General features: G+C 60.7%; 11 protein-coding genes and 1 riboswitch. Of the genes, 5 read left to right on the top strand and 6 right to left on the bottom strand.

Annotation, left to right across the window (positions count from 1 at the left end):
- The first annotated feature begins 88 nt into the window (after positions 1-88).
- The 4 genes from GA0061100_RS11660 to GA0061100_RS11645 are packed head-to-tail and all read left to right on the top strand — an operon-like array spanning position 89 to position 5144.
- Positions 89-1099: an HlyD family secretion protein gene (locus GA0061100_RS11660; protein WP_075852866.1), complete on the top strand. Its 1011-nt coding sequence runs from the start codon at positions 89-91 to the stop codon at positions 1097-1099.
- A 12-nt stretch (positions 1100-1111) separates the two neighbouring features.
- Complete coding sequence (locus GA0061100_RS11655; protein ID WP_075852865.1) at positions 1112-2872, top strand: ATP-binding cassette domain-containing protein; 1761 nt, start codon at positions 1112-1114, stop codon at positions 2870-2872.
- Positions 2869-4020, top strand: a complete 1152-nt coding sequence (locus GA0061100_RS11650; RefSeq protein WP_075852864.1) for an ABC transporter permease — start codon at positions 2869-2871, stop codon at positions 4018-4020. Before GA0061100_RS11655 ends, GA0061100_RS11650 begins: the two co-directional genes overlap by 4 nt.
- Positions 4021-4022: 2 nt before the next feature.
- Entirely contained in the window at positions 4023-5144 is a 1122-nt protein-coding gene (locus GA0061100_RS11645) for an ABC transporter permease (RefSeq protein ID WP_083961320.1), read from the top strand.
- Between the two features lie 53 nt (positions 5145-5197).
- Here the strand turns inward: GA0061100_RS11645 and GA0061100_RS11640 are convergent, their stop codons facing one another.
- Positions 5198-5686 (bottom strand): RidA family protein, encoded by a 489-nt coding sequence (locus GA0061100_RS11640; protein WP_075852863.1) that lies wholly within the window; start codon positions 5684-5686, stop codon positions 5198-5200.
- Positions 5680-6405 (bottom strand): SDR family NAD(P)-dependent oxidoreductase, encoded by a 726-nt coding sequence (locus tag GA0061100_RS11635; protein WP_075852862.1) that lies wholly within the window; start codon positions 6403-6405, stop codon positions 5680-5682. Before GA0061100_RS11635 ends, GA0061100_RS11640 begins: the two co-directional genes overlap by 7 nt.
- 179 nt (positions 6406-6584) lie before the next feature.
- Between GA0061100_RS11635 and GA0061100_RS11630 the strand changes: the two genes are divergently transcribed.
- Entirely contained in the window at positions 6585-7487 is a 903-nt protein-coding gene (locus GA0061100_RS11630) for a LysR family transcriptional regulator (protein ID WP_075853245.1), read from the top strand.
- A 139-nt stretch (positions 7488-7626) separates the two neighbouring features.
- On the opposite strand, the gene GA0061100_RS11625 is transcribed toward GA0061100_RS11630, so the two are convergent.
- The 4 genes from GA0061100_RS11625 to GA0061100_RS11610 form a co-directional block, all read right to left on the bottom strand.
- Complete coding sequence (locus GA0061100_RS11625) at positions 7627-8391, bottom strand: ABC transporter ATP-binding protein (RefSeq protein WP_075852861.1); 765 nt, start codon at positions 8389-8391, stop codon at positions 7627-7629.
- On the bottom strand, positions 8388-9425 hold the full coding sequence (locus GA0061100_RS11620; protein WP_075852860.1) for a FecCD family ABC transporter permease: 1038 nt from the start codon (positions 9423-9425) through the stop codon (positions 8388-8390). The genes GA0061100_RS11625 and GA0061100_RS11620 overlap by 4 nt, the downstream gene beginning before the upstream one ends.
- A 3-nt stretch (positions 9426-9428) precedes the next feature.
- Complete coding sequence (locus GA0061100_RS11615) at positions 9429-10445, bottom strand: ABC transporter substrate-binding protein (protein ID WP_075852859.1); 1017 nt, start codon at positions 10443-10445, stop codon at positions 9429-9431.
- A gap of 164 nt (positions 10446-10609) precedes the next feature.
- Positions 10610-10863: riboswitch (cobalamin riboswitch) on the bottom strand.
- Positions 10864-10947: 84 nt separating this feature from the next.
- On the bottom strand, positions 10948-12042 hold the full coding sequence (locus GA0061100_RS11610) for a GGDEF domain-containing protein (RefSeq protein ID WP_075852858.1): 1095 nt from the start codon (positions 12040-12042) through the stop codon (positions 10948-10950).
- Positions 12043-12272 lie beyond the last annotated feature (230 nt).

The raw sequence follows: 12272 nt of genomic DNA, 5'->3' as shown, positions 1-12272 counted from the left end.
TTTTACAAGTGTTATAATCACCCGCTGATCGGTCTCAGTCATCGTTCGTTTCCCCAAGGCCGGCATTTCTTTGGAGTTCAAACTAAGCATGCAGCGCGTCATCGTCATCCTGGTTCTCCTGATCGCCGTCGCGGGCGGTGCCTGGTGGTATTTTCATCGGGACAGCGGCTCGAACGAACTCGTTCTCTATGGAAATATCGATTTCAGACAGCTCAGCCTCGCCTTCAACGGCAGCGAACGTGTGGCCGAAGTCCTTGTCGAAGAGGGCGCACAAGTCAAGAAAGGCCAGATCGTTGCCAAGCTGGATACAAGCCGGTTGATGCCGCAGGTCGCCCAAGCCGAGGCGCAGGCCGCGAGCCAACGCGCCAATCTCGACCGCCTCAAGAACGGCAGTCGCCCGGAGGAGATTGCGCAATCCCGCGCCAATCTCGAATCCGCCAAGGCGGAAGCAGTGAACGCGCGCGCCCAGCTCGAGCGTCAGACCGCCCTTGCTCCCAAAGCCGCCGTCAGCCAGCAGGCTCTGGACGAAGCGCGCTCGGCGTCCGCCGTTGCCGACGCCAAAGTGGTCGCGAACCAGAAGGCGCTGGATCTGCTCGTCGTCGGCTCCCGCATCGAGGACATTCAGGAGGCGGAAGCGCAGCTGCATGCGGCAGAAGCCAATGTCGCGCTCCTGCACCAGCAGCTTGCCGATGCCGAGCTGAAGGCGCCTGTCGACGCGATCGTGCAGTCAAGACTGATCGAACCCGGCGAAATGGCCTCCCCCACACGTGCAGCCTTTTCGCTTGCGACCATCAGCCCGAAATGGGTGCGCGCCTATGTCTCGGAAACCCAGCTTGGAATGCTCCGCCCCGGCATGAAGGCGAATGTCACCATGGATTCGCTGCCCGGGCGCACAATCCAGGGATGGATCGGCTTCATTTCCTCCGTTGCAGAGTTCACGCCGAAGTCTGTGCAGACGGAAGAACTGCGCACCAGCCTCGTCTATGAAGTCAGAATCTTCGTGGACGATCCCGACAACGTGCTGCGACTGGGCATGCCGGCAACCGTCAGGCCGCTTCCGGGCGAGCAGGCCAATGTTGCCACTACCGAACAGCAATAGAACGAGGATGCCATGAGCTCCGGCGATCTCTCGGTCATAGCAAGGAATGTTCGCAAGACGTTTCGGCGGGATACCGGCGAAACGGTGGAGGCGCTTGCCGATGTCTCGCTCGACGTCCGCAAGGGGGCGTTGACGGCGCTCGTCGGTCCGGACGGCGCCGGCAAGACGACACTGCTGCGCCTGGCATGCGGCCTCATCGCGCCGGATGTCGGCAGCCTGGAGGTGATCGGCATCGACATCGCCAAAGAGCCGCAACATGTCCAGGACCGGATCGGCTATATGCCCCAAAAATTCGGCCTCTATGAAGATTTGAGCGTTCAGGAGAACCTCGATCTCTACGCCGATCTGCATGGCGTGACGCAGTTGCAGCGCGACGAAACCTATCCCCGGCTTTTCGAGATGACGCAGCTCGGCCGATTCAAGGAACGTCCAGCGGGCAAATTGTCGGGGGGCATGAAGCAGAAGCTCGGCCTCGCCTGCACGCTGGTGCGGGCACCGGAACTGCTGCTGCTCGATGAGCCCACGGTTGGCGTCGACCCGCTGTCGCGGCGCGAGCTCTGGGAAATCGTCTTCAAGCTCGTCAAGGAAGATGGGCTTTCGGTGATCATGGCGACCTCGTACCTTGATGAGGCCGAACGCTGCGAACATGCCGTGCTTATGCATGCGGGCAAGATCCTCGACCAGGGGCCACCATCCAAGATTACGGCAAAGGCCGATGGTTGCTGCTTCATGGTCCGGGGCATGAACGATATGCCGGCAAGGTCGCTGCAGGCGCGTCTCTTTGCTCTTCCCGGCATTGTCGATGCCGTGCCGGAGGCCGGCCGCGTGCGGATCGTACGCAAGCCGGACCAGAAGGACGAGCCACTGGAGCTGGGCGGCACGAGGCTTGAGACAGAAAGCGTAGCACCGCGCTTTGAAGATGCTTTCATGATGCTGTTCGATGCTGTTGCCGGAGATATCGAGCGCAAAGGCCATGACGGCGCTTCGTCGAGCAATCGCAATGGCGATGAAACGGTCGTGCAGGTTCGCGACCTCGTCCGCAAGTTCGGGGATTTCACCGCCGTCGATCATGTCAGCTTCAGCGTCCGCAAGGGTGAGGTCTATGGTCTGCTTGGCCCGAACGGTGCGGGAAAGAGCACGACCTTCCGAATGCTCTGCGGCCTGCTTCCAGCAAGCGGCGGCACGTTGATGGTCGCTGGCTCCGACCTGCTGAAGGCAGGCGCGAAGGCGCGGGAACGACTGGGCTATGTCGCACAGAAATTTTCGCTCTATGGCCAGCTCAGCGTCGACGAGAATCTGGAATTCTTCGCAAGCGCCTACGGACTGCGCGGCAAACACCGAAAGGACAGGATCGCCACACTAAAGAGCCAGTTCGAGCTCGACCAGTTTTCAAGACTGCCGAGCGGCCAGCTTCCGGGCGGTTTCAAGCAGCGGCTGGCATTGGCCGCCGCTCTCCTGCACGAGCCGGACATTCTCTTCCTCGACGAAGCCACGAGCGGTGCCGACCCGCTGGCGCGACGGCAATTCTGGGGGCGGATTACCGCTCTCTCGGAGCAGGGTGTCACCATCATCGTTACGACGCATTTCATGGAAGAGGCCGAATATTGCGACCGGATCATCATCCTCGATGCCGGCAAGAACCTGGCCGAGGGAACGCCGGTCGAAATCCGCGCCCACGCCGGCGCCCATGGCGAAGCGGCTGCGACGATGGAGGAGGCCTTCATCACCATCGTCGAGAAAGAGCGGCACAGACAAATGGAGAAGGCGGCATGACCCAGTCCATCGACAGACCAGCCCAGGGATTTCGCGCAGCCCTGCGCCGCATCCGTGCGCTCATCCGCAAGGAAACCTGGCAGCTCCTGCGCGACCCGAGCAGCATCGCGATCGGCATCGTCATGCCGGTGGCGCTGCTGATCCTGTTTGGATACGGCATCAATCTCGACGTCAAGAACGTTCCCGTTGCGATCGTCATGGAAGAGAATTCGGCCGAAGCGCGCAGCGTGGCCGCAGCCTTCGAGCTCTCCAGTTACTTCTCGCCGAAGCCGGTCAAGACGATGGCCGAGGCAGAAAAGATGCTCCTCTCATCCGAGGCAAGGGCCATCCTGCGCATACCCTCGGATTTCGCGCGCAAGGTCGCCCAGGGAAACGGCGAGGTTCAGGTGGTCGTCAACGGCAGCGATGCCAATACGGCGCGCATATCGCTGAGCTATGCCGAAGCGGCAGTCGGCGTCTGGGCCGCCAAGGAAGCGTCGCGAAAGAGGACGGTCGGCAGCGGCAGCGTCACGATCGAATCCCGGCTGTGGTTCAACGAAGCCAATGATAGCAGCTACTTCCTTGTCCCCGGCCTCGTCGTCCTCGTCATGACGCTGATCGGCGCGCTTCTGACCGCCCTCGTCATGGCCCGAGAATGGGAACGCGGCACCTTCGAGGCGCTGTTCGTAACGCCGGTGCGCTCGACCGAGATCCTGCTCGGCAAGACCGTTCCCTATTTTCTTCTCGGACTTGCTGGCCTTGCACTGTGCGTCGTCGGCAGCCGGCTGCTCTTCGGCGTGCCGCTGCGCGGATCGCTGCTGATCCTCACCGTCGTCTCCATGCTCTATCTTCTGGTGGCGCTGGGCCTTGGCCTTGCCATATCCTCGATCACGAAGAGCCAGTTCATCGCAAGCCAGGTGACCGTTCTCGTGACCTTCCTGCCGGCCATGATGCTCTCGGGCTTCATGTTCGATCCGCGGAGCATGCCAGTGGCCGTGCAGATCATCACCTACATCTTCCCCGGCCGGTATTTCGTCACCCTGCTGCAAACCTTGTTTCTCGCCGGCAATATCTGGAGCGTCATTCTGCCGAATGCGGCAGTGCTTGCCGGCATGGCCACGGCCCTTTTGGCGCTTGCCGTGCGAATGACCCGAAAGAGGATCGCATAGCCATGTTGATCGCCTCACTTTTGCGCATCGCAACGCTGATCCGCAAGGAACTCCTCGTCATCCTGAAGGACCCGAGAAGCCGGGCAAGTCTCGTCGTTCCGCCCATCCTCCAGTGCCTGATCTTCGGCTACGCCGCCACCTATGACCTCAACACAGTCCCCTACGCGCTCGTCGACCAGGACAGGACGACGACGTCGCGTAACCTTGTCGCCAAGCTCGAGGGATCGGGCATATTCGAAAGGGTGGCAACGCTGACGCAGACGGGCCAGGCGGTAAAACTCCTCGATACCAAGCAGGCGGTGCTGATCATCGTCATCGAGCACGATTTCGAAAGGCAGCTGGAATCCGGAACCTCCGGCACAATACAGGTCATCGGCGATGGCAGAAACTCCAATACCAGCGGTATCGCGCAGGGCTATGCCAATACGATCGTCAGCGATTTCACCGCGGACTGGCTTGCTCAGAAGGGCGGCGCCGGCAATGCCGTGCAGGTCGCGACCCGCGCCTGGTACAATCCGCAGCTGGAAACGCGATGGAGCATGGTCCCCTCGCTGATCGGCACGATCACCATGCTGATGACGATGATGCTGACGGCCATGTCCGTCGCCCGCGAACGCGAGGAAGGAACCTTCGATCAGCTGCTCGTCGCACCCTTCACGCCGACCGAGATCATGATCGGCAAGGCGGTGCCCTCGATGATCGTCGGCATCACCCAGGCATCGACGATCCTGCTGGTGGCCTTGTTCTGGTTCCGCATCCCGTTTGCCGGCTCGTTCCTGACGCTCTATCTCGGGCTGAGCCTCTTCCTTGCCGCGGCGATCGGCTTCGGACTGTTCCTGTCGTCGATCGCCGCCAACATGCAGCAGGCGATGATCCTCTGCTTCGTCTTCCTGATGCCGTTCATGCTGCTCTCCGGGCTGATGTCGCCGACCGACAACATGCCCGAGGTCCTGCAATATGCGACAATGATCAATCCGCTGAAATACGCAATCAGCATCACCCGCGGCGTCTACCTCGAAGGTGCGGGCCTTGATACACTGCTTCCCGACATGCTGGCGCTCGTCGCCATCGCCGCCGCGACCATGCCAGTCGCCGCCTGGATGTTCCGTCACCGGTTGAACTAGTCGTATTCATTAGCCCACCCCGATCGGAACTTGTCCGACCGGGGTAAAGCATCTCAATCCGCGACCTCGAGCACGAGCTCGATTTCAACCGGCAGACCAAGTGGCAGGCTGGCGACGCCAAGGACCACGCGGCCCGACAACAATTCAGGACCGAAGATCTTGAGGAGCAATTCGGAGGCTCCATCGGCGACTTTCGGGTGATCACGGAAATCGCCTTGCGTTGCAATGTAGACGCCGAGCTTGGCAACCGCTGTGACCTTGTCGAGCGAACCGAGATATTCTTTGATCGCCGACAATGCGCTGAGAGTCGCAAGCTCGGCAGCCTTGTATCCATCCTCTACGGATAGTTCCGCACCAAGGCGGCCGACAAATTGCGGCTTGCGGTCGATGACCGGCAGCATGCCGCTCAGGAACAGGAGCTTTCCGATCCGTATCCCTTCCACATAGGCTCCAAATGGTGTCGGAGGTGGCGGAAGCAGGTAACCAAGATCCTTAAGCCGCTGTTCCGCGCCAGCAGCCGACGCTGCGACCGCGCTTACCATTTGCCCAGATGTGCGCCGCCGTCGACGTTCAGCACCTCCCCGGTTATGCGCCGAGCCTCGGTCAGGAAGAGGACGGCATCGGCGATTTCCTGGGCGGAGGAGATGCCTTCCATCGGTGATAAGGTCTTGAGGAAATCCTTGGGATTATCCTTGTGCAGCGGTGTATCGACCACGCCGGGCGCAACCGTATTCACACGGATGCCCTCTTTCGCGTATTCGAGGGCAATATTTTTCGACATCGCCTCAATCCCGCCCTTGGTGGCCATGGCGACGGAAGCATTGATGCCGGCGATCGGATGATCGACCAGGGGTGTCGTGATGCTGACGATGCTGCCGCTGGTCTTCTGCTTCAGCATCTGTCGTACAGCAAGCTGTGTCAGATGGATAAAGCCCTCCAGATTCGTGGCGGCAAGCTGGCGGTAATCCTCGGCCGTGTAGTCCACGAACGACTTGGTGAAGAAGATACCGGCATTGTTGACGAGCGCGTCGATCGTTCCGAAGCGGGCGAGCGCGGCGTCTACAACGCGCTCAGCCGTGGCTGGATCGGCAATATCGCCATCGACACGGACCAATCTTTCTGAGGCCTTGATCTCGTTCGTCTGGCTGACCCGGCGCGAGGTTGCGACCACATTGTAACCGCGGTCGAGGAAGGTATTGGCAATTGCCGCACCGATGCCCTGCGAGGCCCCGGTAATGAGCACCGTCTTTCCTGTTTGCATTGTCATTCTCCTTTGCACGAAGCGACCCCACCGCCGCGCGCCTGGCTTCGAAAGCCGGCGTGATCGAGAGAGGATGAGGTGGTTGGCTTGCTCTCGTGAGAGGAATATGCCCATTTGGGCTTTATGCGATTAGATGGAAATATATGGAATCAATTTTCCATTCATGCAAAAATCACGACATGACCGACCTGAACGACATTGCGATATTTGTGAAGGTGGCGCAGTTCGAAAGCTTCAGCCGCGCGGCTCACGCTCTCGGCATGCCCGTTTCCACCGTGAGCCGAAGGGTAACGGCGCTGGAAGAGCAACTGGGCGTCACGCTGCTGCAGCGCACGACGCGCAAATTGAATCTTACGGCACAAGGACGCGCCTATTTCAACCAGTGCAGCGAGCCGCTCAGTCATCTCCATGATGCCGAGCGAGTGCTCGTCGACACACAGAGAAAGCCGGAAGGGCTTCTCCGTATATCGGCTCCCGTGGTCCTGAGCCAGGAGCCGTTCTACGATTTCATATCCGATTTCCTGAAAACCTATCCGCTCATCCGGATCGATCTCTTCATCACCAATACGTTTCTCGACCTGATCGCCGAGAATGTCGATCTCGCCATCCGCTTCGGGGAACTGCGGGACTCGACCATCATCGCGCAACGCATCGGCAAGAGCGTCCGCTATGTGGTGGCGACACCGGACTATTTGCGCGGCCGGCCCATCCCCGCTAAACCCGAGGATCTCAGCGAGCACCAATGCATCTTGATGAACAGCCGCAACAACGAAGCCGAATGGCATCTGGTCAGCGGCCGCAAATCGGCGAAAGTCCAGGTTTCGGGGCCGATCTCGAGCCGCGACTTCCAGTCCGTGAGCGCATTCACCTACAAGGGGCACGGCATAGGCCTGCTATCTTCGAACTACTGCGATGAGCGCATCGAGCGCGGCGAACTCGTTCGCCTTCTGCCGGAGTGGACCTCGCCTGAAATCTTCCTGCACGCAGTCTACCAGACGCGGCGCTTCATTCCCCTGAAGCTGCAGGTTTTCCTCGATGCGCTGAAGGCCTGGAAATCGCCGCTCTGGATCCCGCTTCGGTAGAGGCCATGAGGAAGAAAGAAGCCGAGCCCTCGGGGATGCGCGGCATTGACCTCATCCGGCAGGATCGAACGTCTCGGACCGTTTCGACGACCAGTCCGTGATCTCCTCCTTGAGATCGAAATTGGCGCCGTCCACGAACTCAGCCCGCGATGTACTGTATGTTGCACCGGCCGTGAACCGAGGACTTCTGGACATGTGCGCGCACGCCGAATACCCGCTCGATCAGTTCCTGCGTCAGCACCTCTTCCGGCGGACCGGCCGCAACGACCGCGCCCTTCTGCAGCACCGCAAGGCTGTCGCAGAACATGGCCGCCAGATTGAGGTCGTGCAGCGCCACGATCGAGGTAACGTCAAGCTTGGAGACCAGACCGAGAATATCGAGCTGGTGCTGGATATCGAGGTGATTTGTGGGCTCGTCGAGCAGCAGCTCGCTCGGGGTCTGGGCAAGCGCTCTCGCGATATGGACGCGCTGCCGCTCGCCACCGGAAAGGGTTTGCCACAACTGCCCGGCACGGCCCTGCATGCCGACGCGGGCGAGCGCGTCCGCAACCGCCGCATCGTCGTGAGCGCTCCAGGATGAGAGAGGCCCCCGATGCGGCGTACGGCCAAGGCGCACGACATCCATCACGGTGACCTGCGTATCGGTCGTCGCCTGCTGTTCGACGAGTGCGATGCGGCGGGCGATATCCCCGCGCGAGATCGAGGCTATGTCGCTGCCACCGAGCCGGATGACACCGCTCTTGACCTTGCGCAGCCGGCAGATCAGCCGCAGCAGGCTGGATTTCCCCGAGCCGTTCGGCCCGAGAAGACCGAGAACCTTGCCCCTTTCCACCGACAGGCTGACGCCGTTGACGATCAGCGTGTTGCCGGCGGCAAAGGTCACCGTATCAACAGCAATGCTCATGCCGTCCTCCGGGCGCGATAGAGAATAATGGCGAAGGCCGGGGCACCGAACAGGGCCGTGACCACACCGATCGGCAGGATCTGCTGGGGGATGATGACTCGCGAAATGATATCAGCGCCAACCATGAAGATGGCGCCGGCCAGAGCCGCCGCCGGCAGCAGCCGATCGTGGCTTGGACCGACGACGAAACGGGCGGCATGCGGGATGACCAATCCGACGAAGCCGATCGAGCCGACAATGCTGACGACCGCTGCCGTCATGAAGGCCGTCACGCCAAGCAGCACGATTTGCGCACGTCTGACCGCGATGCCGAGCGAGGCGGCCGCATCCGTGCCGAAGATGAAGGCATCGAGCACGCGGACATGCGCCATGCAGACGATAAAGCCGATGATGGCGACCGGCCCGGAAAGATAGACATCCGGCCAGCGCACGCCGCTGAGGGAACCGAGCAGCCAGAACATGACGCCCCTCGCCTGCTCGGCATTGGCCGAGGTGGTGACGATATAGGAGGTGAGCGCGTTGAAAAGCTGGGATCCGGCGACACCGCACAGGATGATGCGCTCGCTCGTGCCGCCGACACCCGCGGCCAGGAGACCGACGAAAAGGAAGGCGACGACCGCACCGATGAAGGCTCCGCCGGAAAGCCCCAGAATGCCGTAGCCGAGCCCGAGGATCATGATGCAGACCGCGCCGGTCGAAGCCCCCGCCGAAATGCCAAGCACATAGGGCTCGGCAAGCGGATTACGCAGCAGCGCCTGCAGGATCACACCGCTGAGCGCCAGCGCAGCACCCGTGCTTGCGGCAACCAGCGCCCGGCTCAGCCGATAATCCCAGACGATGCCCTGATGGATACGGCTGAGCTCGAAACTCGTTCCGAACATCCGGTTCGAGACCGCCTTGGCGGTGGTCGACAGCGGGATGGAAATCTCGCCGATCGACACCGCAAGGCTGATCATGAATGCCAGGATCATGATGGCAGCCACGGCAAGCACCAAATGCGTCCACCATGACCGACGTTGCGCAACGAGGCTCATATCTTACTGCGCCAGACCGAAGGACTTGATGCCCTTGGCGAGGATTTCGATGCCATCGATGGTGCGGATAGTCGGGTTCATCGACTGCGCATCCATCATGACGAAATGCTTGTTCTTGACGGCGTCGAGCTGGCTGGTGACCGGGTCCTTCTCGAGGAAATCGACCTTGACCTTCGGATCGTCGGCCGCATAGCGGCGGCGGTCCATGGTGGCGATGACGATCACGGCCGGATTCGCCTGCGCGATGGTTTCCCATCCGACGAGCGGCCATTCTTCTTCGGTAGTCACGACGTTCCTGGCGCCGATTGTCTTCAGAATATAGGCCGGCGCGCTGTTCTTGCCGGCGATGAAGGCATCGCCGCTAACTTCCTTGCCGGAGAACCAGAAGACGATCGGCAGGTCCTTGGACTTTGCGCCTGAAATCGAGGCGACCGCGTCCGCTTCGCGCTTCTTCAGGTCCGCAATCAAGGCATCACCGCGATCCTTCGCGTCGAAGATCTCGGCGAGTTCGCCGATCTCCTTGTAGACCAGGTCCATCGTGAACAGTTCCTTGCGCACACCATCGCCGCCATCGGTATTGACCTTGGCGACGCAATCGGTCGGCGCGATGTAGGTGTTGATGCCCAGTTCTGAAAACTGTTCGCGCTTGCCGACGGAGCCCTGTGCACCGACATGCCACTCGAATTCGGCGGCGACGAGATCCGGTTCCTTGCCGACGACGGATTCGAAGCTCGGATCATTGTCGGCAAGCCGCGGAATCTTGGCATTGGCTTCGGCATATTGCGGCAACACCGGGCCGACCCAGACGGCCGTGCCGGCGATCTTGTCGGCCAGGCCAAGCGAGAGCAGGATCTCGGTCATGCCCTGGCCGATCGAAACGATCTTGACCGGCGCCTTCTGGAAGGTCACCTTCTGCCCGCAATTATTGATTGTCAGGGGATATTGGGTGGCGGCGAAGCCGGAGGCGGCAAACCCGGTCAGCCCAAGTGCAAATGTGATGGTCGTCAAAAAATGGCGCATGAAAGATCTCGGCAGGATGAGGAAACTGGGCGGTGTCAGCACGATTACGCTGAGGAAGACCGCCGCCGGTTGCGAGGATCCCAATCAAGGCCGATAGAGGTCGGATAGTATCGAAGGCTCAGGTCAATCATTCTCTGTCCCTTCCGGGCATCCCCGCCCGGCTGATTGGATCGTGATCGACGGCAGGTCTCCTGGCTTGCGGATCTCTGACGATCATCTGCCTTCCCGCAGGCTTGGCTGCAGTGGCATGGCTTGAAGCCTCAGAAGCGAACCGGCAAAGATCGCTCCTGGATGATCGGCAATCCGCTTACAGTTGCGGGGGCAGCCACGGTCTAGGTCCCTCTTGGGTCGTCCTCACCGTGTTCCCTATTAATCCCCGCGGAGTCTTCCTTGGGGAACCGTCGCGTCCAGTTATTCCGGACTGCCCCTTCCCGTCAAGAACGCTTGGATAACAAAGAAGAAAGAGCACATCATACTCGTCGCCGAAGGAGTGGCGCCCGGCCTATGCAGCCTCTGCCAGTTCCACGCGATTTCTTCCGCCGGCCTTTGCGCGGTAGAGCGCCTTATCGGCAGCCTCAAGCACATGTTTGAAATCCGTGGTCGGCTCAAGCGAGCAGGCAATACCGATGCTGACGGTGACGTGGACGGCTTCCTGCTCGAACATCAAGGTCGTACCCTCGATATCCTTGCGAATTTTCTCCGCAACGGCAGCCGCAGCCCGCGTATCGGTGTTCGGCAGCAGCACGACGATCTCCTCACCGCCATAGCGGGCGGCAATGTCGGTCTTGCGCACGGTTTGCCGGATGACATCGGCCAGCCGCGCCAGAACAGTGTCGCCAAAGGCATGGCCCCAGCTGTCGTTGATCTTCTTGAAGTGATCGATATCGAGCATGATGATCGAGAAAGGGATGCGCCGCGTGCCCGCTTCCTTGCTGCATCGATCGCCTTCGCGCTGCAGCACACGGCGGTTGGGAAGCCTTGTGAGCGGATCGAGGCTCGCTTCATTCTCCAGCGCACGCTGGATGCCGATGCGATATTGCTCCCGCTGCAGCAGGTCCGACAGCAGCATGACGCCGAGGATATTGACGATCGTCACCGGAAGGGTCGCCGAGATGAGAAGCGCGCGCGCAACCGCCCACGGCAGAAAGAAGAGAACCACCATGGATGAGCAGGTCGCCAGACCGAACAGAGCCGACCGCCTCCACCCTGTACCGGTCCATTGCCGCGGCAGGAGGCTCAGCGCATAGCCCGCGAGCGCGACGATCACGATGCCGGCAACGCCGCCAACCGCACCCATGCCGCCAACCATGAGCCGAAACAGACCCATCATCGCCGCAGCGACAATGGTTCCCAGAAGGCCACCATAGATCGGCGTAAGGACAAGGAGGATCGAACGGCCATCCTGAATGACACCCGGCATCCATTGTATCGGATCGCCCATCGACAGGATGCCGACAAGCCCGAACAGCAGTCCGACGGCCACGGATTTCAACGCACCGCGTTCAACGATCCGGATGACCCAGGAATAGGCATAGACGATGATCGCCACCTGGCCGAGGACGCGTATCAGCGAAACCAAATGTGTTTCAGTTTCCATTGCTATTCCCAGTCCTCGCAACGAGCCGCAACGAATGACCTATACCGGCATAGTCGAAGTCGGTGTGGGATACCATGCGATCTCCGCAAAATGGTTTACCAAGCCTCTCGCCGATCGGCGGCGTGGCAAAAAAGTTCGGGCAGGAACTGGAAGTGATGGTCATCGTCGCAATCGAATTTCTGAAGCAATATGTCTCAATATCGCTGCGTCCGGAATCTGTAATTCAGGCC

The organism is Martinezella hainanensis, assembly GCF_900094555.1.
Taxonomy (GTDB): Bacteria; Pseudomonadota; Alphaproteobacteria; order Rhizobiales; family Rhizobiaceae; genus Rhizobium; species Rhizobium hainanense.
The sequence above is the reverse complement of the archived record's forward strand: the minus strand, read 5'-3'. Positions and strand labels throughout refer to the sequence as shown.

Coding starts and splice junctions, on each gene's coding strand:
- GA0061100_RS11660 (WP_075852866.1), top strand. CDS start 89: ATGCAGCGCGTCATCGTCATCCTGGTTCTCCTGATCGCCGTCGCGGGC.
- GA0061100_RS11655 (WP_075852865.1), top strand. CDS start 1,112: ATGAGCTCCGGCGATCTCTCGGTCATAGCAAGGAATGTTCGCAAGACG.
- GA0061100_RS11650 (WP_075852864.1), top strand. CDS start 2,869: ATGACCCAGTCCATCGACAGACCAGCCCAGGGATTTCGCGCAGCCCTG.
- GA0061100_RS11645 (WP_083961320.1), top strand. CDS start 4,023: ATGTTGATCGCCTCACTTTTGCGCATCGCAACGCTGATCCGCAAGGAA.
- GA0061100_RS11640 (WP_075852863.1), bottom strand. CDS start 5,686: ATGGTAAGCGCGGTCGCAGCGTCGGCTGCTGGCGCGGAACAGCGGCTT.
- GA0061100_RS11635 (WP_075852862.1), bottom strand. CDS start 6,405: ATGCAAACAGGAAAGACGGTGCTCATTACCGGGGCCTCGCAGGGCATC.
- GA0061100_RS11630 (WP_075853245.1), top strand. CDS start 6,585: ATGACCGACCTGAACGACATTGCGATATTTGTGAAGGTGGCGCAGTTC.
- GA0061100_RS11625 (WP_075852861.1), bottom strand. CDS start 8,391: ATGAGCATTGCTGTTGATACGGTGACCTTTGCCGCCGGCAACACGCTG.
- GA0061100_RS11620 (WP_075852860.1), bottom strand. CDS start 9,425: ATGAGCCTCGTTGCGCAACGTCGGTCATGGTGGACGCATTTGGTGCTT.
- GA0061100_RS11615 (WP_075852859.1), bottom strand. CDS start 10,445: ATGCGCCATTTTTTGACGACCATCACATTTGCACTTGGGCTGACCGGG.
- GA0061100_RS11610 (WP_075852858.1), bottom strand. CDS start 12,042: ATGGAAACTGAAACACATTTGGTTTCGCTGATACGCGTCCTCGGCCAG.